The 20,761-nt window shown below is 67.9% G+C and carries 18 protein-coding genes, 1 tRNA gene and 1 pseudogene; 10 read left to right on the top strand and 10 right to left on the bottom strand.

What is annotated here, in order from left to right; all coding sequences use genetic code 11:
• Window positions 1-3 precede the first annotated feature (3 nt).
• Both AVE30378_RS07250 and AVE30378_RS07245 read left to right on the top strand, forming a co-directional pair.
• On the top strand, window positions 4-918 hold the full coding sequence (locus AVE30378_RS07250; RefSeq protein ID WP_129240102.1) for a beta-keto acid cleavage family enzyme: 915 nt from the start codon (window positions 4-6) through the stop codon (window positions 916-918).
• A 63-nt stretch (window positions 919-981) separates the two neighbouring features.
• Complete coding sequence (locus AVE30378_RS07245; protein WP_129240101.1) at window positions 982-1,758, top strand: SDR family oxidoreductase; 777 nt, start codon at window positions 982-984, stop codon at window positions 1,756-1,758.
• 35 nt (window positions 1,759-1,793) lie between these two features.
• Here AVE30378_RS07245 and AVE30378_RS07240 read toward each other — a convergent pair.
• Window positions 1,794-1,864: transfer RNA gene (locus AVE30378_RS07240), tRNA-Cys, on the bottom strand.
• Between the two features lie 123 nt (window positions 1,865-1,987).
• Between AVE30378_RS07240 and ptsJ the strand changes: the two genes are divergently transcribed.
• Window positions 1,988-3,283: a MocR-like B6 salvage transcription factor PtsJ gene (ptsJ, locus tag AVE30378_RS07235; protein WP_129240100.1), complete on the top strand. Its 1,296-nt coding sequence runs from the start codon at window positions 1,988-1,990 to the stop codon at window positions 3,281-3,283.
• 66 nt (window positions 3,284-3,349) lie between these two features.
• On the opposite strand, the pseudogene AVE30378_RS32795 reads toward ptsJ, so the two are convergent.
• Window positions 3,350-3,481 (bottom strand): annotated as a pseudogene (locus AVE30378_RS32795) (carboxymuconolactone decarboxylase); the annotation flags it as partial.
• A 109-nt stretch (window positions 3,482-3,590) separates the two neighbouring features.
• On the opposite strand from AVE30378_RS32795, the gene AVE30378_RS07225 reads away from it, so the two are divergent.
• The 4 genes from AVE30378_RS07225 (at window position 3,591) to pdxR (ending at window position 6,917) form a co-directional block, all read left to right on the top strand.
• Complete coding sequence (locus AVE30378_RS07225) at window positions 3,591-4,418, top strand: YggS family pyridoxal phosphate-dependent enzyme (protein WP_129240099.1); 828 nt, start codon at window positions 3,591-3,593, stop codon at window positions 4,416-4,418.
• Between the two features lie 36 nt (window positions 4,419-4,454).
• Window positions 4,455-4,613 (top strand): hypothetical protein, encoded by a 159-nt coding sequence (locus AVE30378_RS07220; protein ID WP_208742360.1) that lies wholly within the window; start codon window positions 4,455-4,457, stop codon window positions 4,611-4,613.
• Window positions 4,610-5,305, top strand: coding sequence for a glutamine amidotransferase (locus tag AVE30378_RS07215; protein ID WP_129240098.1), 696 nt, complete (start codon window positions 4,610-4,612; stop codon window positions 5,303-5,305). Before AVE30378_RS07220 ends, AVE30378_RS07215 begins: the two co-directional genes overlap by 4 nt.
• Window positions 5,306-5,411: 106 nt before the next feature.
• Window positions 5,412-6,917, top strand: a complete 1,506-nt coding sequence (gene pdxR, locus AVE30378_RS07210) for a MocR-like pyridoxine biosynthesis transcription factor PdxR (protein WP_129240097.1) — start codon at window positions 5,412-5,414, stop codon at window positions 6,915-6,917.
• Here the strand turns inward: pdxR and AVE30378_RS07205 are convergent.
• Complete coding sequence (locus tag AVE30378_RS07205; protein WP_129240096.1) at window positions 6,914-8,122, bottom strand: benzoate/H(+) symporter BenE family transporter; 1,209 nt, start codon at window positions 8,120-8,122, stop codon at window positions 6,914-6,916. The genes pdxR and AVE30378_RS07205 overlap by 4 nt on opposite strands.
• Before the next feature lie 227 nt (window positions 8,123-8,349).
• On the opposite strand from AVE30378_RS07205, the gene AVE30378_RS07200 reads away from it, so the two are divergent.
• Window positions 8,350-9,888 carry an argininosuccinate lyase gene (locus AVE30378_RS07200; protein ID WP_129240095.1) on the top strand — a complete coding sequence of 513 codons (1,539 nt, stop codon included), beginning with the start codon at window positions 8,350-8,352 and terminating at the stop codon, window positions 9,886-9,888.
• A gap of 19 nt (window positions 9,889-9,907) precedes the next feature.
• Here AVE30378_RS07200 and AVE30378_RS07195 read toward each other — a convergent pair whose 3' ends face one another.
• From AVE30378_RS07195 to AVE30378_RS07190, 3 genes are all read right to left on the bottom strand, one after another.
• Complete coding sequence (locus AVE30378_RS07195; protein WP_129240094.1) at window positions 9,908-12,388, bottom strand: heavy metal translocating P-type ATPase; 2,481 nt, start codon at window positions 12,386-12,388, stop codon at window positions 9,908-9,910.
• 105 nt (window positions 12,389-12,493) lie between these two features.
• Complete coding sequence (locus AVE30378_RS32790) at window positions 12,494-12,616, bottom strand: putative transporter small subunit (RefSeq protein WP_244234988.1); 123 nt, start codon at window positions 12,614-12,616, stop codon at window positions 12,494-12,496.
• Window positions 12,617-12,673: 57 nt separating this feature from the next.
• Window positions 12,674-14,335, bottom strand: a complete 1,662-nt coding sequence (locus AVE30378_RS07190; protein ID WP_129240093.1) for a sodium:solute symporter family protein — start codon at window positions 14,333-14,335, stop codon at window positions 12,674-12,676.
• 594 nt (window positions 14,336-14,929) lie between these two features.
• Here AVE30378_RS07190 and AVE30378_RS07185 point away from each other — a divergent pair.
• Window positions 14,930-16,138 carry an amidohydrolase family protein gene (locus AVE30378_RS07185; RefSeq protein WP_129240092.1) on the top strand — a complete coding sequence of 403 codons (1,209 nt, stop codon included), beginning with the start codon at window positions 14,930-14,932 and terminating at the stop codon, window positions 16,136-16,138.
• Here the strand turns inward: AVE30378_RS07185 and AVE30378_RS07180 are convergent.
• Window positions 16,119-16,994 (bottom strand): LysR family transcriptional regulator, encoded by an 876-nt coding sequence (locus AVE30378_RS07180; RefSeq protein WP_129240091.1) that lies wholly within the window; start codon window positions 16,992-16,994, stop codon window positions 16,119-16,121. The genes AVE30378_RS07185 and AVE30378_RS07180 overlap by 20 nt on opposite strands.
• A 116-nt stretch (window positions 16,995-17,110) precedes the next feature.
• Between AVE30378_RS07180 and AVE30378_RS33010 the strand changes: the two genes are divergently transcribed.
• Window positions 17,111-17,236: a hypothetical protein gene (locus tag AVE30378_RS33010; protein ID WP_279636184.1), complete on the top strand. Its 126-nt coding sequence runs from the start codon at window positions 17,111-17,113 to the stop codon at window positions 17,234-17,236.
• A gap of 14 nt (window positions 17,237-17,250) precedes the next feature.
• Here the strand turns inward: AVE30378_RS33010 and AVE30378_RS07175 are convergent, their stop codons facing one another.
• The 3 genes from AVE30378_RS07175 to AVE30378_RS07165 all read right to left on the bottom strand — a co-directional run bounded on the left by AVE30378_RS07175 (window position 17,251) and on the right by AVE30378_RS07165 (window position 20,746).
• A complete protein-coding gene (locus AVE30378_RS07175) occupies window positions 17,251-18,216 on the bottom strand; it encodes a Bug family tripartite tricarboxylate transporter substrate binding protein (RefSeq protein ID WP_129240090.1) in 966 nt (321 codons plus the stop codon).
• A 43-nt stretch (window positions 18,217-18,259) separates the two neighbouring features.
• Window positions 18,260-19,504 (bottom strand): CaiB/BaiF CoA transferase family protein, encoded by a 1,245-nt coding sequence (locus tag AVE30378_RS07170; RefSeq protein WP_129240089.1) that lies wholly within the window; start codon window positions 19,502-19,504, stop codon window positions 18,260-18,262.
• Window positions 19,505-19,600: 96 nt separating this feature from the next.
• Window positions 19,601-20,746: an FAS1-like dehydratase domain-containing protein gene (locus AVE30378_RS07165; protein ID WP_129240088.1), complete on the bottom strand. Its 1,146-nt coding sequence runs from the start codon at window positions 20,744-20,746 to the stop codon at window positions 19,601-19,603.
• Window positions 20,747-20,761 lie beyond the last annotated feature (15 nt).

The raw sequence follows: 20,761 nt of genomic DNA, 5'->3' as shown, positions 1-20,761 counted from the left end.
TTCATGGCCAAACGTAAAGTGATTGTGACCATAGCCCCCACCGGGGGCATGGCGTTCAAGAGCCAGAACCCGCATCTGCCGACCCAGCCCGCGGAAATCGCCGAAGATGTCTATCGCTGCTATAACGCGGGCGCCAGCGTGGTGGCCCTGCATGCGCGCCGCCCCGATGATCAGGCCACCTGCGACGCCGCGATCTACCTCCAGATGAACCGGCTCATCCGGGAACGCTGCGACATTGTCCTGAACAATTCGACGGGGGGCGGCGTGCATGGCGACATGGTCAAGGAAACGTCGCCCGGGACCTGGGAAATCCTCTGGGAGGAACGGCTCAAGGGCATGGATGCCGGCGCCGAGATGTGCACCCTGGACGCCACGACATTGAATCTTGCGTTCGGCGACCGCGAATACTTGATGAACACGCCCTTGAGCAAGGCTCGCGAGCTGGCGGCCGGGATGAAGGCGCGCGGCATCAAGCCCGAGTGGGAGGTGTTCAGCCCGACGCACATTTTGCAGGATACGACGACGCTGATCGACGAAGGCCTGGATGAAGGACCCTCTTTCATCAACCTGGTCATGAACGTGCACCGGAACTTCCAGAACGCCATGCCGTTCTCGCCCCGCTATCTGCAAATGATGGTGGACATGCTGCCGAAGAACAGCATTTTCTGCGTCAGCGGCATCGGCCCGTCGCAGTTGGAGGCCAACATCAACGCCTTGCTGCTGGGCGGCCATGCGCGGGTCGGCCTGGAGGACAACTTGTATTACCGCCACGGCGAATTGGCCACCAATGTCCAGTTGACCGAGCGCATCGTGCGCATCATCCGGGAAATGGACATGGAGCCCGCGACGCCCGCGGAAGCGCGCGAGATTCTCGGCCTGCCGCTCAAGAGCGGCATCCGGCCCGAATTCGCCCTCTGACGCGGTATCCGGCTGGCGCGCCAGGCGGCCGCGCTGGTGTTTTTTTCATCTATTGGCGGAAAAATGAGCGAATCCCTGAAAGGAAAACGAGTCCTGGTCACGGCGGGCGCGCACGGCATCGGCCTGGCGATCGCGCGCAGGTTCCTGTCGTCGGGCGCGGAGGTGCATATCTGCGATGTGAACGCGCAGGCCTGCCAGGCTGCGGCGGGTGAACACCCGTCGCTGACCGCAAGCGTGACCGACGTCTCCGATGAAGCGCAGGTCCTTGCCATGTTCGATGACTTGTCCCGGAAATGGGGCAGGCTCGATGCGCTCGTCAATAACGCGGGCGTGTCCGGCCCCACCAGCCGGCTCGAAGACACCACGCTGGACGCTTGGCGGAACACGCTGGACGTCAACCTGACCGGAACCTTCTTGTGTTCCCGCAGCGCGGTGCCGCTGCTGCGGGCTGCCGGAGGCGGATCCATCGTCAATATCTCGTCCGTCGCGGGCCGCCTGGGCTTCTCCTTGCGCACCCCGTACAGCGCCAGCAAGTTCGGGCTGGCCGGCCTGACGCAGACCTGGGCGATGGAACTGGGCCCATCCAATATCCGGGTCAATTCCGTCCTGCCGGGCGTGGTGTCGGGCGACAGGGTAGAGCGCATCATCGCAGCCCGCGCCGCCGCCGGCGGCGTGAGCAACGACGAGATGCGCGGGCAACTGGTGGAGAAAGTCTCGCTGCGCCGCATGACCAGCCCGGAGGACGTGGCCAATCAGGTGGCTTTCCTGTGTTCGGCCGAAGGCGCGATGATCAGCGGGCAGAGCATTTCGGTGTGCGGAAACGTGGAGTATCTGGGCTAGCGGCCTGCCCCGCGAGCGGACTCCGGGAACGCTGAAGGCGCGGGCTGGAATCGAACCAAGCTTTGCGGATTTGCAATCTGCCGCATAGCCGCTCCGCCGCCGCGCCATCAGGGGGAATCGCCTGCGGTGAGCGCGCTTTCGGCGGCGGCTCAATCATGTCAAACTCGCATATTGACTCGACATGGCCTCGGGGTTGTCACAGCCTGGGGTGGCATTGTCTTGGGACGATATGAAAATACAAGGAAAGACCGCCGCCGAAATCTTCGACTGCGTGCGCGCGCTGCGCCAGTCGGGGCAGTTGCGGCCGGGCCAGGTCCTGCCGCCCGTGCGCGACCTGGCGGCCGAGCTGGACATCAACCGCAACACCGTTGCCGCGGCCTACAAGCGGCTGGCGGCGGCCGGCATCGCCGCGACGCAGGGGCGCCTGGGAACCATCATCCGCGAGCCCTCCGGCCCGGGCGAGCAGGAAGGCGCGTTGTCGAACTCGCCGCTCGTGGACCTGGCCAGCGGCAACCCGAATCCGGCCTGGCTGCCGGACCTCACCGCCGCGCTCGCCCTGCGGCCCTACCGGCCCCGGCTTTACGGCGAACCCACCGTCAACGCGGGGCTGGAAGACTATGCGCGGGCCTGGTTCGCGCCGGACTGCCTCGCGCCCTTCGAGGTCAACCTGACCCATGGCGCGGTGGACGCCATCGAACGGCTGCTCAGTTCGCACCTGGTCGCCGGCGACAAGGTGGCGGTCGAGAATCCCTGCTTTCTCAGCAGCATCAATTTGCTGCGCATCGCCGGCCTGCTGGCGGTCGGGGTGCCGGTCGACGCCGAGGGGATGCAGGCCCAGGCCCTTGAGGCCGCGCTGGGCAAGGGCGCGCAGGCCGTGATCCTGACTCCGCGCGCGCACAATCCGACGGGCTGCAGCCTGAGCGCCAAGCGCGCTCGGGCGCTGGCGCGGGTTCTGGCCAGATATCCCCACGTCATGGTCATCGTGGACGACCACTTTGCCCTGTTGTCCAACACGGAATACCACTCGGTGCTGCCGGCGGGCGCGCAGCGGTGGGCGCTGGTCCGTTCGCTGACCAAGGCCCTGGGGCCCGACGTCCGCATGGCCATGGTCGCGAGCGACGCCGCGACGTCCCGGCAACTGCGGCTGCGGCTGGCGTCGGGGACGAGCTGGGTCAGCCATCTGCTGCAGGACATGGTGGAGGTCACGCTCGGCCGGCCCGAAGTGGCCCGGCAGATGGCGCGGGCCCGCGAGGACTATGCCCGGCGCAGGCAGGTCCTGGAGGATGCCTTGCGGGCGCAGGGCGTGCCCTGCGCGGGGCAGGGCGACGGTTTCAACCTCTGGGTGCCGCTGGACACCGACGGCCAGGCGGTGGCCTTGGCCCTCGCCCATCGCGGCTGGCTGGTGCGCCATGGCGACGCCTTCGGCGTCCAGGAGCCGGTCGGGGGGCTGCGCATCACGCTTTCCAGCATCGAACCCGCCCAGTGCCGGGACCTCGCCCGCGACATCCGGCAAAGCCTGGGCTAGGGCCCGATCGCACTGCAAGATGCCTCGCTCCGGCCGGCCCCGGGCGCCTGGCCGGGCGAGGCCGGCGCGGGCCTCGACCAGTTGCAGCGCGAAGCGCAGCGTCGCGGCGGTCTTGGGGTCGGCGGCATTGCCGCCCTGAGTGGCGGACATTTCCTCGGCGTTGGCGCCGGTCTTGCGGCCGAGGGCGGTATGGGCGGCCGGTTGCGTTCATCTTGATAGGCCATGATAATATTTGACCTATGACAAACTGAGAGGCGGACGCGGAATCGCTTTCATCGCGCGTTCCGTCCCCACGCGAGGTGCAGGCATGGACGAAGTCACGCGGGGCCAGGGCGGCGGCACGCAGACGCAGCACGACCGGCACGGCCAGTGGCCGAAGGCCGAGTCGGTCGAGGATTTCCGCCGCAACCTGGCCGCGGTGAACGGCCGGATCGCGGCCGCGTGCCAACGCGCCGGACGCGATCCCGCAAGCGTGCGCCTGCTGCCCGTGAGCAAAACCGTGGAAGAGGCGCGCATTCGGTTGGCCTACGCGGCGGGCTGCCGCTACCTCGGCGAAAACAAGCTGCAGGAAGTGTCGCGGAAGTGGGAGTCCATGGCCGACCTGACCGACCTGAAGTGGTCGGTGATCGGCCATCTTCAGACCAACAAGGCCAAGCTGGTCGCGCGCTACGCGGCCGAGTTCCAGGCGCTGGACAGCCTGAGGGTGGCCGAGGCGCTGGACCGCCGGCTGCAGGCCGAAGGCCGTGAGCTGGACGTGTTCGTGCAGGTCAATACCTCGGGCGAGGCCAGCAAATACGGTCTGCACCCGGACGAGACAGCGGCGTTCCTGCGCGGGATGCCGGCCTTTTCGGCGCTGCGCGTGCGCGGGCTGATGACGTTGGCGCTGTTTTCCGCCGAGGCGGCGCGGGTGCGGCAGTGCTTCGTCCTGTTGCGCACGCTGCGCGACCGGCTGCGCCAGGAGGCCCCCCAGGGCATCGGCCTGGATGAACTGTCGATGGGCATGTCCGGCGACTACGAGATCGCCATCGAGGAAGGCGCGACCGTGGTCCGTGTCGGGCAGGCGATTTTCGGCGCCCGCAATACGCCCGATTCCTATTACTGGCCGGCCGATCCCGGCTCCGGTCCGGCCGCCTGAGCGCCGCCGGCGACATACCGCCACAGGAACCGACCCATGCCGGTTTACCGACTCGTCATCAAGCGCCATGGCCGGCTGATCGGCCATTTCGAATCGGCCGCCACCGCCGGGCTGGACGACAGCAGGGACATCGCGTCGCGCCTGCCGGGCGGTTTGGACCGCGACGCCTGCCGCCGCTCGGAGGTCCTGGAATGAGCCGCCTCGCCCTGGCCGTCCGCCACGTTCCTTTTGAAGACCTCGGCATCCTGGCGCCCGCCCTCGCGGAGCGGGGCTACACCGTGCAGTACCTGGAGGCGGGCGTGGATGCGATAGACGCCGCGGCGCTGGCCGACGCCGATCTTGCCGTGATCCTGGGCGGGCCGGTCGGTGTGTACGAGACCGGCCGCTATCCCTTTCTGAAGGCGGAGCTGCGCGCGATCGGAGAGCGGTTGCGGCGGGACAGGCCGACCCTGGGCATCTGCCTGGGCGCGCAGCTCATGGCCGCGGCCCTGGGCGCCGAGGTCGCGCCGGCCGGACGCGCGGAAATCGGCTACGCGCCGTTGACGCTGACGGCGGACGGCCAGGCATCGCCGCTGCGGGCCGTCCAGTCCGTGCCGGTGCTGCATTGGCATGGCGATCAGTTCGGCATCCCCGCGGGCGCGCGCCGGCTTGCCGAGACGCCGGGCTTTCCCAACCAGGCGTTCTCCCTGGGGCCCAGGATACTGGGCCTGCAATTCCACCTGGAAGCGGACGCGTCGAGGATCGAGCAATGGCTGATCGGCCACGCGTGCGAACTGAGCCGCCATGGCATCGACCCCGCGGCCATCCGGCGGGACGCCGAGAGGCATGGCCCGTCGCTGGCGCGCAGCGCCGGGCTGGCGATCGGCATCTGGCTGGACGCGCTCTGAGGTTGCGCTGACGGGCCCGGGCCGAGTGCTTGCGTGGCGCCCGCGAGGGCCCGCGGATAGAATGGCCGGTCCTGGAAAGCCAATTTCATGACATTGGGCAGACCGCATGGCGAAGACGTTCGAGCTCGAGACGCTGAAGATTCGTTTGAACGACGCGGAGTTCAAGCGCCTGGACCTGCACCGGCGCGTCCAGCGGGCGCTGCGCGCGCTGATACTCGACGCCGCGCTGGGCCCGGGCGTGAAACTGCCTGCGACCCGCGTCCTGGCGAAGTCGCTGGGCATGGCCCGCGATACCGTCGAAAACGCCTACGTGCAATTGCATCGCGACGGCTACATCGTCCGCCGCGAAGGTTCGGGCAGCTACGTGTCCGATTCGGTGGCCATCCAACTGCGCGGGGCGGGGCGCCGGAAAACGGACCCGGTACGCCGCCCGGCGGAGCCGGGGACGGGCCTGAGCCGGCGCGGCCGGACCATCCTGGACAGCGGCGGGGTCGCCGACCAGCAATCGATCAAGGCGTTCGCCACCGGCCTGCCGGAAACCCGGAATTTCCCTACCGACGTCTGGGAACGCCTGCAGCGCCAGGTGCTGAAGGACTACCGCGCCAATGTCCTGCTACACGGAGATCCCCAGGGCGCCGAGCCGCTGCGCAAGGCCATTGCCGCGTATCTGAACCTGGAGCGCGGGGCCAAGGTCTCGCCCGGGCAGATCCTGATCCTGAGCAGCGCGAGACAGGCCTTGTTCCTGTGCGCGCAGTTGCTCGTGGACGCGGGCAAGCCGATCCTGATGGAGAACCCCGGTTACTTCGGCGCAAGGAAGGCATTCGAATCCGCCGAGGCCAGGATCGTGCCCATCGACGTCGACGCGCACGGCATCCGCACCGATTTGCTGCGGGCGGACCGAAGCGGCGCCAATTGCGTCTACGTGACGCCGTCGCATCAGTATCCGACGGGCGCCACGCTATCGCTGGCGCGCCGCCTGGAGCTGACCGGCTGGGCCGCGGAGAACGGCAAGTGGATCATCGAGGACGACTACGACAGCGAATTCCACTACGACGGCCTGCCCACCGCGTGCGTGCAGGGCCTGGACCGGCACCAGCGGACTCTCTATCTCGGCACCTTCAGCAAAACGCTCTATCCCGGCCTCAGGATGGGGTACATGGCGCTGCCGCAGGAACTGGTCGGCGCGTTCGCCTGCGCGCGCAGCATCATGGACGGCCATACGCCGCAGATCCTCCAACTGACGCTGGCGCGCTTCATGGAAGACGGGCACTACAACTCCCACGTCCGGGCGATGCGCAAGCTGTACGCCGGGCGCAGGCAGGCATTGCTGGAAGCCATCGGCAGGCACCTGGGCGGCATCGCGATGGCCGTCCGCCCGCCGGGCGGCTTGCAGATACCCTGCCTGCTGGAACGCGGATGGTCCGAAGAGAAAACCATCCGGCAGGCGGCCGCGGCCGGCTTGCGCCTGCCCGGGCTCAGCCGGCTGTACACCGGCGACCCCAAGCAGCAGGGCTGGCTGCTGGGCTACGCCTCGTTGACGGCCTACGAGATCGAAGCCGCCATGCAGCGCCTGGCCCACGCGCTGGGCGGGAAACCGCCGCCGGGCCGCTAGGGCTTGGCCGCGCCGTCCGCCAGCGCGGCCTGGCCGCCGTGGATCAGCACATGCGCGGTCAGGCCGGCCACCAGCCCCCAGAACGCGCCGCCCACGCCCAGCATCGTGACGTTGGCGGCGGTGGCCAGGAAGGTGATGAGCGCGGTTTCCCGGGTGCGCGCATCGGCCATGGCGTTGGCCAGGCTGCCGCCGATGGCGCCCAGCAGCGCCAGGCCGGCCAGCGTCGTGATGAACGCCTTGGGCAATACCATGAACAGCGTGGCCAGCGTGACGCCGAACGTGCCCACCAGGATGTAGAACAGCCCGCAGGCCAGTCCCGCGAGGTAGCGCTTGGCGGGGTCCTCGTGAGCGTCCTTGCCCGTGCAGATCGCCGCGGTGATGGCCGCGACGTTGAAGGCGTGCGCGCCGAACGGCGCCATGGCCAGGGAGCCCAGGCCCGTCACGGTGAGAATGGGATTGGCGCTGGTCCGGTAGCCGTCGTTGCGCAGCACCAGCATGCCGGGCATGTACTGCCCCGTCAGCGTGATGATGAACAGCGGCAGCGCGACGCCCAGCAGGGCCTGCGGCGAGAACCGGGGCATTTCGAAGACCGGCGCGGCCAGGCTGAGATGGATGGCGGAGAAGTCGATCCGGTCCTGCGCGATGAGCAGGCCCAGGCCGATGACCAGGATGCCGACGACCGCGAAGCGCGATGTGAAGCGCTTGAGCAGCGCGTAGGAGATCACCAGCACGATCACCAGCACCGGATCCGCCGCGGCGCCGCCGAAGGCATTGACGCCGAATTGCAGCAGGATGCCGGCCAGCAGGCCCGCGGCGATGCCGCCCGGAATCATGCGGACGAGCTTTTCGAAGGCGCCGGACAGGCCCAGCACGACGAAGCCCAGCGCCGAGACCACGTAGGCCCCGATGACTTCGCCGTAGGGAGTAAAGGGCATCACGGTCGCCAGGAAGGCCACGCCGGGCGTCGACCACGCCGTGATGATGGGCGCCTTGTAGCGCCAGCTCAGCAGCGCGCCGGTGACGCCGACGCCGATGGACACCGCCCATACCCAGGACGCGGTCTGGGCCGGCGATAGCCGGGCAAGCTCCGCGGCCTGGAAGACCAGGACGAAGGTCCCGCCATAGTTCACCAGCACCGAGATCAGGGCCGCGACGGTGGGGGAAAAGAAATCGGCGGGTCGAAGGCCGGCCGGCAGTGCTTTCATGAATCGCTCCGCGTTCGTAGGAGGGAGCCGGCTGGCGGGGCAGCCGGACGCGAACGGGTAGTCTAGGAGCGATGCGGCCGGTCGTTTCATGCCACATTTGGAAGGATGGGCAGACCACTGTGCGAACCACGGACGGCAAGCGCAAGGCGCCCACTCCGTGAAATCCGGTATTTTCCATCGGCCGCCGCGCCGATACACTGCGTTTTCCCCCCTATAACGAGAACGCCATGAGACATCTACTTTCCACCCTGGGCGCGGCCCTTGCCCTGTCGCTCGGCGCCCAGGCCGCGTCGGCCCAGCCGGCGCAGGCCGGGGCCCCCGTGCCGCGCGATCCGTTCTTCTGGCTGGGCGAGATCAACAAGGCCACCGCGGTCATCAACACCGACGAGGGATTGCTGGACAAGTCCATGGCGCCGCGCCTGGCCGCGGGCGTGGCCAAGGTGATCGGCGATGGCAACCAGCCCGGCGCCAAGCGCCCGGCCAGCGTCATCACGTTCGAGCCGCTCTTGATCAAGGCCGCGGGCGAGGACGTGACGCTGCTGCACGCGGGGCGGTCCAGCCAGGACATGCACGCCACCTACCGCAGCGCGATCCTGCGCGACAAGCTGCTGGAACTGGCCGACCAGTTGAACGCCACGTCCACGACCCTGGTGGAGCTGGCCGCCCGGCACGCCGGCACCATCGTGCCGAATTACACCAACGGGGTGGCCGCGCAGCCGAACAGCTACGGGCACTACCTGCTGGGGCAGGCGGCCGGCCTGGCGCGCGACGCGCAGCGCATCCGCGAGGCCTATGTGCGCATCGACCGCTCGCCGATGGGCACCACGGTGCTGAACGGCACCAGTTGGCCGCTGGACCGCAAGCGCATGGCGCAGTACCTGGGTTTCGAGGCGCTGGTGGACAACGCCTACGACGCGTCGCAGATTTCGTCGATGGACCAGCCCGTCGAAGTGGCCTCCATCGTCACCAGCATCGCGCTGCGCACGGGTAATTTCGTGGAAGACGTGATGACCCAGTACGCCCAGCCGCGCCCCTGGATCCTGCTGGAGGAAGGCGGCGGCAATACCTACGTGTCCAGCGCCATGCCGCAAAAGCGCAATCCCGGCCTGCTGAACGATACCCGCAGCGACGCGTCGACCGCGGTGACCCTGGCCATGGGACCGGTCATCCAGACGCACAACATCACCCCGGGCATGAGCGACCCCAAGGACGTGAAGCAGAACTCCGCCATGGTGGACGCCGGCATTTCGGCGCTCAAGCGCTGGAACCGGGTGCTCAAGGCCATGGTCATCAGCCCCGACCGCGCGCTCGAAGAGCTGAACAGCGACTGGACGGCGTCGCAGGAATTGGCCGACGTGCTGATGCGCAAGTACAAGCTGCCGTTTCGCGACGGCCACCATTTCGCGTCCGAAGTCGTGACCTACGCCAAGACCAACAACATCAAGCCGCTGGACTTCCCGTACGAACAGGCTCGCCGCATCTATGCGGATGCGATGAAGGATTCGAAGTACGGCGCCGAACTGCCGATGAGCGAGGCGGAATTCCGTTCCACCCTGGATCCGGTGGCCATCGTGAAGAACCGCGCCACCGCCGGCGGCCCGCAGCCGGCCGAGATGGACCGCATGATCAAGGAGGCGCGCGAGCAGCTTGCGTCGCAGGACGCCTGGATCAAGGCGCGCCGCGCCCACATCCAGGATTCGCTCGCCGAACTGGACAAGCGGTTCGACGCGCTGGTGGCCAGCGCGCCGAAGGGGAAAGGCCAGTAAGGGGGCCGGGGCCCCGGCCTCAGGCGGCGGCCGCGAAGGGCGGCGCGTAGCGGCGCAGCCGCAGCGCGTTGCTCAGCACGAATACGCTGGACAGGGCCATCGCGCCCGCCGCGAACACGGGCGACAGCAGAGTGCCGTTGACCGGGTACAGCAGGCCCGCCGCCACCGGGATCAGGGCGACGTTGTAGGCGAACGCCCAGAACAGGTTCTGCCTGATGTTGCGCAGCGTGGCCTTGGACAGGCCGATCGCGTTGGGCACGCCGCCCAGGTCGCCGGACATCAGCACGACGTCGGCGGCCTCGATGGCGATGTCCGTGCCGGTGCCGATGGCCAGCCCCACGTCGGCCTCGGCCAGCGCCGGCGCGTCGTTGATGCCGTCGCCCACATAGGCGATCGGGCCGTATTGCTTCCTCAGCCGCTGCACGGCTTCGACCTTGCCGTCGGGCAGCACCTCGGCGACGACTTCGTCGATGCCGAGCTGGCGGGCGATGGCGTTGCCCGTGCGGCGGTTGTCGCCGGTGATCATGGCGACCTTCAGGCCCAGGCCGTGCAGCGCGCGGATGGCGGCGGCGGTGGTGTCCTTGATGGGGTCGGCCACGGCGATCATGGCGGCAAGCCGTCCATCGACCGCGGCGTACAGCGGCGTCTTGCCTTCATCGCCCAGCCGCGCGGCGTCCGCGCCGAACATGTCCACGTCCAGGCCCAGTTCGCGCATGTAGCGGTCGGCGCCGATGTCGACCCGGGCGCCGTCCACGTCGGCCTTCACGCCGAAGCCCGTGATCGATTCGAATTGTGAGATGGCGCCCAGGGCGATGCCCTGCCCGCGGGCCGCTTCCACGATGGCCTGCGCGATGGGGTGTTCGGATTTCGCCTCGACGGTGGCCACCTTGCCCAGCACGGCGGCGCGTTCGAATCCCGGCGCCACGATCAGGTCGGTCAGTTCGGGGCGGCCCTTGGTCAGTGTGCCGGTCTTGTCCACGGCCACGACCTTGGCGTCCTTCAGGGACTGGAGCGCTTCGCCCTTGCGGAACAGCACGCCCATCTGCGCGGCGCGGCCCGTGCCCACCATGATCGAGGTCGGCGTGGCCAGGCCCATCGCGCACGGGCAGGCGATGATCAGCACCGCCACCGCGTTGACCAGCGCGAAGGTCAGCGCGGGCGTCGGCCCGAACGCCAGCCAGATGGCGAAGGTGACCGCGGCGGCCGCCATGACGGCGGGCACGAACCACATGGTGATGCGGTCCACCAGGGCCTGAATCGGCAGCTTGGAGCCTTGCGCCTGTTCGACCATGCGGATGATCTGCGCCAGCACCGTGTCGTTGCCGACCTTGGTGGCGCGGAACGTCAGCGCGCCGTTCTGGTTGACGGTGCCGCCCACGACTTCGGAGCCGGGCGTCTTCTCGACGGGCACGGGTTCGCCGCTGATCATGGATTCGTCGATGAAGCTGCTGCCCTCCACCACCGCGCCGTCCACCGGGATGCGTTCGCCGGGCCGGACCTCGATCAGGTCGCCGGCGATGACTTGCTCGATGGCGATCTCCATGGCCGCGCCGTCGCGGACGACGCGGGCCGTCTTGGCCTGCAGGCCGAGCAGGCGCTTGATGGCCTCGGAGGTGTTGCCCTTGGCGCGGGCCTCCAGGTAGCGGCCCAGCAGGATCAGCGCCACGATGACCGCCGCGGCCTCGTAATAGACGTTGACCGCGCCGGCCGGAAGCAGGCCCGCCGCGAACGTGGCGACGACCGAATAGGCATAGGCGGCGGAGGTGCCCACCGCCACCAGGGAATTCATGTCGGGCGCGCCGCGCAGCAGCGCCGGAACGCCTTTCTGGAAGAAGCGCAGCCCGGGGCCGAACAGCACGATGGTGGACAGCGCGAACTGGATGTACCAACTGTTCTGCGTGCCGATGGTGTCGGCGATCAGGTGGTGGAAGGCCGGCACCATGTGGGCGCCCATTTCCAGGATGAACACGGGCAGCGCGAACAGCGCGGCGACCGCCAGCGCGCGCTTGAGCGCCTTCAGTTCGGCGGCCTGGCGTTCGGCCACGGCGTCGGTATCGCTGGATTCGCCCGAGAGGACCCGGGCCTCGTAGCCCGCCTTGGCCACCGCCTGGACCAGGGCGCTGGCCGCGACGCCGCCCGCGGCCGTGACGTGGGCGCGCTCGGTGGCGAGGTTGACCGTCGCGCCGCTCACGCCCGGAACCGCCTTCAGGGCCTTTTCGACCCGGCCCACGCACGACGCGCAGGTCATGCCGGCGACCGACAGTTCGATGCCGGTTTCCGGCACGGCATAGCCGGCCTTCTGCACGGCCTGGACCGCGGCGGCCACGTCGGGCGTCCCGGCGAAGGTGATGTCGGCGCGTTCGGTCGCCAGGTTCACGCTGGCCTTGGCTACGCCCGGGACGGCCTTCAGGGCCTTTTCGACGCGACCGACGCAGGACGCGCAGGTCATGCCTTCGATCGGCAGGCTGACCGCGATGCTGTCTGCTGGGCTGGAACTCATTGCCGCTCCTTGAAAACTGGGAATTTCCTGTGGATGGCTCGCACTATAAAGATTCCAACGATGTCAAGGTCAAGCGGCCGGAACGCCCGGCCGGTATTCATGGGGTCAGATCATGGATTTTCCGCTGCGTTTCGCGGCGCGGATGTCCTGCCACAGCGTTACGCAAAGAATCGCCAGGATGAGGGCGGAGATGGCCGGCCAGACCAGGAAGTACAACGTCAACCACATATCGGTCTCCTTGTTCGCGTGGATGGATCAGCCCTTGGCGGGCAGGACGGCGGGGCGCTACGCGGAGGGGCGGGCCTGCGTTTCCTGCTCGCGGTGGAACGAGGTCACGCGGTCGGCCAGGAGGGCGAAATCGAACCGCTGCGTGTTGCGCAGGCTCAGGCCCGCGCACACCGCCGCGCTGACGCCATAGGCGGTCAGGGAACCCATCAGGACGATGTACTCGCGCAACGCCCCGATGAAGGCGGGCAGCATGACGGCCACGCCGGCCGCGCCCACGGCGATCGCCGCCTTGCGGCCGAAAAAGCCGAACGTCATGAGGCCCAGGACCACGCCGCCGCCGATGGCCGCGCAGATCTCGAAGAAGACCGCGACGGCGCCCTCGATGGGGATGAGTTCGAAGCGCACCACGGTGAACAGCGCCACGGCGCTGAGCACCGAGCAGACGAAGGCGCGGTTGTCCACGCGGTCCCAGTAGAAACTGGCGATCACGGGGAAGACGATGGCGCCCCACAGCGCGCCGACGAAGACGAGCATGACCAGGATGTCCAGCCGCAGGCTGGCGAAGATGACGCCGACCATCGTGGCGACGATCATGGTGGCGCGGCCCCACCAGAGCATGCGTCGCGGATCCGGGCGGCCGCGCGCAAGGTTCTTGGCGTAGAGGTCGGTCATGACGATGGCCGACAGGGCCGCCAGGTCGGAGTCCGCGGTGGACGACAGCGAGCCGACCACCAGGAGGAAGAACAGCGCGATGCCGAAGGGCGGCAGGTAGGTGGACGCCATCTGGGGAATGATGTTGTTCATGTCGCCATTGGCCGGTTCGAGGCCGACGAAGAGCGCCAGCAGGCCCAGCATGCCCAGTCCGATCACGACGGCGCCGTATCCGGCCGTCGCGGTCAGGAAGGTCGGCTTGATCAGGTCTTCGCGCACGGCGAACAGGCGCTGCGCGATTGTCTGGTTGCCGATGGCGTAGGCGAGCACCGCCACGAAGTAGGGAGCGCCCTGTTCCAGGATCGCCTTGGTGGAATAGAAGTCGGCCTGCTCGGAGTCCAGGCGCCACATATTGGCCTGCAGCACGTCGGGGCCGCCGGCGTTGAAGAAGATCAGGGGAATGATGATGACTGCCGCGATGATCATCGCGGCGAGCTGCGCGAAGTCGGTCATCACCGACGTGCGGAAGCCCGACCACAGCGTATAGGACAACACGCCCAGGCCGGCGATGAGCACGCCCTGGATGAACGTCAGCGGGCTCAGGATGGAGACCAGCGCGCCGGCCGCGGTGAAGTTCACCATGAGGCTGATACAGCTCCCCACGATGTTGGATACCGCCATGATCATCTGGCTGGAGGTGCCGTGCCGCGCGTGGATGACCTCGGCCAGCGTATGGGCCTTGGGCGCGAGCTGGCGGAACCGCCTGCCGAAGGGATAGATGAAGAGAATCATCAGCGCGCCCCAGAAGCCGTAGTGCAGGGGGCCGGACAGTCCGTACTTGTAGCCCGAGGTGGCGCTGGCGTAGAACGACGCGGCCCAGATCCAGGTGGCGATCATGCTGGCCGTGGACAGGCCGAAGCCGACCGCGTTGTTCGACACCATGTAGCCGTCGACGTTCTCGTTCTTCTCGCCGATGAACAGCGACATGAGGAACGTCGCGCCATAGAAGCCCGCGAGCAGCAGGATGGCGGTTGTCGCCGATAGCTGAAAGAATTCTGTCTCTTGCATCGTCTTCGTCCTTTCTCCTTGACAGCGTATTCATGACGGACAGTCATGGCTGCATGAAGGCCGTTTCCGCGGAATGCGATGGGCGGCAAACCCCGATGACGCAGCCGAAACACCTGGCGAGCGGCCGCAAGGGCGATCGCGAGCCTGCCCGGCGAAGGCGCGGCAAGCGACGCCCTCGGCCGAACAGCGACAAGGCACACCGTGTAGGTGTCTTGCTGCCGCATTGCGTCGAACGTGAGTTGCTTTAAACGTTGCCCAATGCGGTGAGCGATGGTCCTGCCTGGTGGGCAGGAAAATTGTTCCGCAGCCGGTAAGGCTGGGTTGTGGTGTTTCGGCGTTGCGCGCCGGGCCGCTGTGCGCGGCCTTGTGACGGATGCCCCCGGGCAATGTGTATCGCCTGGCGGGCATGCGTAGTGAACTACAGCAGGACCGCAGTATAGGACCATAGCCGTGTCGAGTCCAGCGGACGGGCGGCATGCGCGCTGCCTGCTGGACGCGGTATCGCGATTTCCATTGAAGACTATCGCGACACTTAATTGGCCGCCGCCGCCGCCGTCCGATAAGGTGGAAGGCCAGGCAAGTCGAAGGCGAACCATGACAGACCGCGTATTCATCAATGCCGTCGGAATCGACGGCAATCCCCTAACCCTGGCCGTCCGCGATGGGCGCATCCTCGCGATTGGCGCCGAGCCGCCGGCTTTCGGTCCGGCCGACACGATAGACCTGCGCGGCCACCTGGTGCTGCCGGGCTTCGTCGACGGCCACATCCACCTGGACAAGAGTTTCGTCGGCGACCGCTGGCATCCCCACCGGCCGGCGGCCACGCTGCGGGAGCGGCTGGCCATCGAGAAGCGCGAGCTGGCCGGCGCGCCGCCGATCGAAGCGCGCGCCGACGCGCTCATCGCGCAGACAGCCGCCTTCGGCACCGTCGCGATGCGCAGCCACGTGGACGTCGACGCCACCACCGGGCTGGCGAACCTGCACGCCGTCATGGCGGCGCGGGAGAAATGGCGCGGCATCGTCGATATCCAACTGGCGGCGTTTCCGCAGGCCGGGGTGATGTCCTGTCCGGGAACGGCGCAACTGCTGGAGGCGGCGGTGCGCGAAGGCGCGGAGGTGGTGGGCGGGATCGATCCTTCCACGCTGGACGGCGATGCCGACGGCCAGCTCGATTGCGTATTCGGCATCGCCGACAGGCTGGGCGCGAAGATCGACATCCATCTGCACGAACCGGACATGCAGGGCGTCGCGCAACTGGCCCGCATCGCCGCGCGGACCCGCGCCCTGGGGCTGGCGGGACGCGTCGCCGTCAGCCACGCCTATGCGCTGGGGGACGTCGGGCCGAAGGCGCTGGACGAAGTGGCGCGCAAGCTCGCGGACGCCGGCGTGGCGATCATGACGAACGCGCCGGGCGACCGGGCTTTTCCGCCGGTGCTGCGCCTGCGCGCGGCGGGTGTGCGGGTGTTCGCGGGCAACGACAATATCCAGGACACCTGGTGGCCCTACGGCAATGGCGACATGCTGCAGCGGGCGATGCTGATCGGCTACCGCTCGGGTTTCTACACGGATGCCGATCTGTCGGTTGCGCTGGACATGGCGTCGCATGCGGGGGCGGCCGCGCTGGGGCTGGAAGGCTATGGGCTGCGGGCGGGCAATGACGCCACCTTCGTGGCGCTGCCCGCGCCCAACGCGGCGGCGGCCGTCGCCGCGGCGCCCGCGCCGCGTTTCCTGTTCCGCAAGGGGGAGCCGGTCGGCGAGGCGGCGGCGTTCGCTGCCGGCGCCGTCAGGCGGCCGGCGGTGTGACTGCGCCGGCGCGCAGCTCGCAATAGGCCGTCAGGGCGCGCAGCAAGGCATGGCCGGCGTCGCTGAGGCGCGAGCGCGCATAGAGCGCCAGGCGCAGGCCGCCGGGGGCGGCGTAGCCCTCTTCGGCCGTCAGCACGCGGTGCCCGGGGGCGACGCACGCGGCCGGCAGCAGGCTGATGCCCATTCCCGCCGCCACCGCGGCCGTCAGGCTGGGCAGGCTGGGGCTGGAGAAGCGCACGTGCCACGGCTTTCCGCAAGCTTCGAGCATGGCGGTCATTTCCTGGCGGTAGAGCGCGCCGGCCGGAAAGGCGACCAGCGGCACGGCCGTGTCGGGCGCGGGCGGCGGCGAGCCCCGCGCGGCGATCCAGCACAGCGGCTCGGGCCATTGCGCGTGGCAGTCCGCGTCGACTTCCCACTGTTTGACCAGGAGCAGGTCCAGTTCGCCTTCGCGGTAGCGCCGCAGCAGCTCATGGCTGAGCCCGCCCTCGACCTCCACCCGCAAGAGCGGATACGCGGCCTGCACGGCCGCGAGCGTGGGCATCAGCGTCGATCCCATGAAGTCTTCGGGCGCGCCCAGGCGCAGCGACGCGCTCGCCTGCGCGGCGGCGACGCTTTCGCGCGCTTCCTCGGCCAGGCGGAGGATGCTGCGGGCATAGCCGAGCAGGCGCCCGCCTTCCTCGGTGGGCAGGACGTGGCGCTGCGTCCGGTCCAGCAGCCGGCAGTCGAGACTGTCTTCCAGGCGGATCATGTGCTGGCTGACGGTGGATTGTGTCAGATGCAGGTATTCGGCCGCGCGGGTGAAATTGCCCGTGTCCACGACGGTGACGAAGCTGCGCAGCAGGACGGGGTCGAGCATCGGGATTTCCACTGAAAGCTATCAAGCCAATTAATTTCATGATAGCTCGCGGCGTTGCCATACTAGGAACCATGGCCGGGTGACACCGGAGACGATCGATTGAGGGGGTGTTCGATATGCCTATTCTTGGCGCGTGCCGTATCTGGCTGGCGGCATTCCTGCTGGGCCTGGGAGGCGGAGCCGCCGCCGGCGGCCAGGCCGAGTTCGCGCGGCTGCTGGCGGCGGCGGGGGCGAAGGGCTGAGAAAGCCGGGCGGGCTACTCGGCCTTCAGGCCCGCCTGCACGATCAGCGGCTCCCACTTCAGGCGTTCGCTGCGGGCGAAAGCGGCCAGCTCGCCGGGCGTGCCGCCGCCTGGTTCGTGGCCTAGTTCCAGCAAGCGCTTCCGCACTTCCGGCCGGGCCAGGATCTTGGTCAGCTCGGCATTCAGCTTTTGCACGACGGCGGGCGGCGTGCCCTTGGGCGCGTACAGTCCGTTCCAGGCGATCACCTGGAAGCCGGGCAGGCCTTGCGTGGCGACGGAGTTCACGCCGGGCAAGAGCGCCGATTCCTTTAGCGACGTCACCGCCAGCGCCCGCAGTTTGCCGCCGACGATGAACGAGCGGGCTGCGCTCACGGTGTCGATGCCGATCTGTACCTGCCCACCCAATAGATCCGTGGTGGCGGTGGCCGAACCCTTATAGGGGATACCGCGAAGGCTGGCCACGCCTTGTTGCTTGAGCAATTCGAAGACCAGGCGAGCGGTAGTGCTGGGCATGCCTACGTTGACGCTGTCGGGCTTGGCCTTGGCGGCGTTTTGCAGGTCCGCCAGATTGGTATACGGCGAGGCAGGCGTGGTCAGCAGCACCATCGGAAACGAGCTGACCAGCATGATCGGCTCGAAGTCCTTCTCGGGATCGAAGGCCGTGGATGCGTACATGTACTGGTTCAGCACGTGCGTGCCATTGGTGCCCATCAGCAGCGTATAGCCGTCGGGCGCGGAGCGGGCGGCTTCGGACGTGCCGATGTTGCCTCCCGCGCCGGGGCGGTTTTCGACGATGAAAGGCTGCCCCAGCGCACGGGCAAGGTCCTCGGCCAGATAGCGGGCGGCGACGTCCGTGCCTTGCCCGGCCTGGTAGGGGACGATGATACGCACGGGTTTCACGGGATAGCTGTCGGCTGCCGCGACGGGCTGCGCGAACAGCGCGTACGCCGCTAGCGCGGCGATCAGGCGTAGTGTCTTCATTGGTGGTCTCCTCGTTTTTTTATATAGAGTGGCGGTCGTGGTGCTACGGCTTGCGGGGAGGCCTGCGCGGCAAGGCGCCCTGTTCATTCAGGGCCGCGATGCGGGTGTCGTCGAGGCCGGCCTCCCGGAGGACCTCGTCGGTATGCTGCGCATAAGCTGGCGGCGGCCGGCCCGGGCGCGCGGGGGCTTCGGACAACCGGATAGGAGCGCCGATGCCGTGGTATCCGCCGCGCTCGATGCGCATGCCGCGATGCGTGGTATGGGCGTGCTCGAATGCTTCGGGTATGGAGTTGACCGGGCCTGCGGGCACGCCTAGCTGCATCAAGTCCCGGCAGACGGCTTCGCGTTCACGGGCATGCAATGCTGCCTCGATGGCGGCGCGCAGCGCGTCCCGGTGCAGAAGCCGCTGCCGGTTGGTGGCATAGCGCTCGTCGTCCGACAGGGCCGGCTGGCCGATGTAGCCGCAGAACTTGCGGAACTGCCTGTCGTTCACGATTCCCAGGAAAACCTCGCCATCGCGGCAGGGGTAACGGTCGTAGGGCGCGATATTCGGATGCGCGCTGCCCAGCAGGCCGGGTACGCTTTGCGTGTGCATCCAGTTGGCGGCATGCGGGACCAGCAGGCTGAGCGCAGTGTCGAACAGTGTGGCCTCGACGCGCTGGCCTCGGCCCGTGCGCGCCCGGTGATAGAGCGCCAGCAGAATGCCGGACAGCGCGGTGTAGCCCGTCAGGTGGTCGACGATGGGGATGCCGATGCGGGTCGGACCGCCGGCGGGGGCGCCGTTCACGCTCATCAGGCCGCACATGGCCTGCAGGATGGCGTCGTAGCCCGGCAGGCCGCCCAGAGGGCCGTCTTCGCCGAACCCTGAAATGGCGCAATAGATCAACTGGGGAAAGCGGGGCCTGAGGCCGGTTTCGTAATCCAGTCCCCATCGGGCCATGGTGCCCGGAAGGAAGTTCTCTATCAGGACGTCGGCGTCTTCCAGTAGCGCGAGAAGGGCTTCTCGGCCGCAGGCAAGCGACAGGTCCACCGCGATAGAACGCTTGCCCCGGTTTACGGCGGTGAAGTAGGCCGCGTCGCCGTCCGCGTTGACCGCGGGTCCTAGCGTCCGCGTTTCGTCGCCGTCGGGCGGCTCCACCTTGATCACGTCGGCGCCCTGGTCGGCCAGGATCTGGGTGCACAGCGGCCCTGCCAATACTCTGGAAAGATCGATGACACGAATTCCCTCCAGCGCGCCGCGGTTGCAGAGGTGGGGGACGTGTGCAGCGTGCTCCGATGAATCAGACATCGTCGACCTCGATTTGGTCATGGCCCGCGCGCTTGCGGCCGATCCGCCGGCGCGCGGGCAATCAGGGCAGGCGGCGGCGCCTGGCCGGCCGGTTCGTCAACCGCGGGTGGGCAGCTCGACCACGCCGGAACCCAGTACAGACAGTTCGTTGTCCTGGTTGCGCGCCTCTTGCTCGATTTCGACCAGATGGCGGCCGTCCTCGACGTACTTGCGCTTGACCTTGCCCTTGAAGAACAGCATGTCGCCCTCGGGGTTGTGGCGGCGGATTTTGCAGGTCGATTTGCGCAGGAAGCCCGCGTCACCCATCCAGTTGGTCAGGTGATGCGTCAGCCAGGAATTACGCTCGGGACCATAGTCATATGCGCCGGGAGCGCCGACTTCCAGAGCGAATTCTTCTTCCCAGTGCACGCGTTCGGGAACGTCAGGGATGCCGAAGCGGTTGGTGATGCCCACGCCGGGGTGGGCGTCTATGAGTTGCCAGGCCAGCTTGTTGGCCCGGATGTACAGGCCGCCCCAGCCTTGCGCGAAGGAGATGAAGCCCGTCACGGTCATGGGTCCCTTGAACATGACGGGAAGCTCTTCCCCTTCCTTGACGTCTTCCCAGTAGCGGGGTGTGGCGCCGCGCACTTCTTCCTGGGCATAGAGTTTGTAGGCTTCCCTGATTTCCTCGGGGCTGTAGCGGCGGACTCCGCGGGCGCGGACTTCCTTGTATTTGCTGCCCTGTTCGCGTGCGTGGTCGCGCTCGGTGCGGAAGCACCAGCTATCGGCCTCGGCGACTTTGTCGCCGTCCTGGTTGAAGAAATCGACATGGTAGACCTGTTGCACCGCGCGGCCCGCGAAGCGGGTCTGGTGTTCGATCAGGTCTTTCAGATGCGCCTCGGTCGAGATGGTGTCATTGCGCTTGACGGTCTTGTGCCAGGTCCAGTCCGCACCCGACCACATGGCGTGCACACCCGGCAATCCGCCGACGTAGCCCGAAACGATGCGGCTGGTGGAAAACAGGAAGCTGGGCAAGGCGATAATGCCGCCGTGCTGGGTCTTGGCCGCGTACTCGGGGTCGTTCCACAAGGGATTGTCGTCGCCGATGCCATGAGCGTAGTGGCGGATGTTGTCGCGCGTGGCCTCATAGCACCACGGTTCCGCGGTGGCGCCGATCTTCACGCCTATGCGTTCGCGCAACTCGTCCAGGCCGCGCTCGGTGATGGTCGGAAAGGTTCGTTCTGTCTTGGTCGTGGTCAGCATGATGTCTCCTGAGTT

This window comes from Achromobacter veterisilvae, assembly GCF_900496975.1.
In the GTDB taxonomy this organism is placed as follows: Bacteria; Pseudomonadota; Gammaproteobacteria; order Burkholderiales; family Burkholderiaceae_B; genus Achromobacter; species Achromobacter veterisilvae.
The sequence above is the reverse complement of the archived record's forward strand: the minus strand, read 5'-3'. Positions and strand labels throughout refer to the sequence as shown.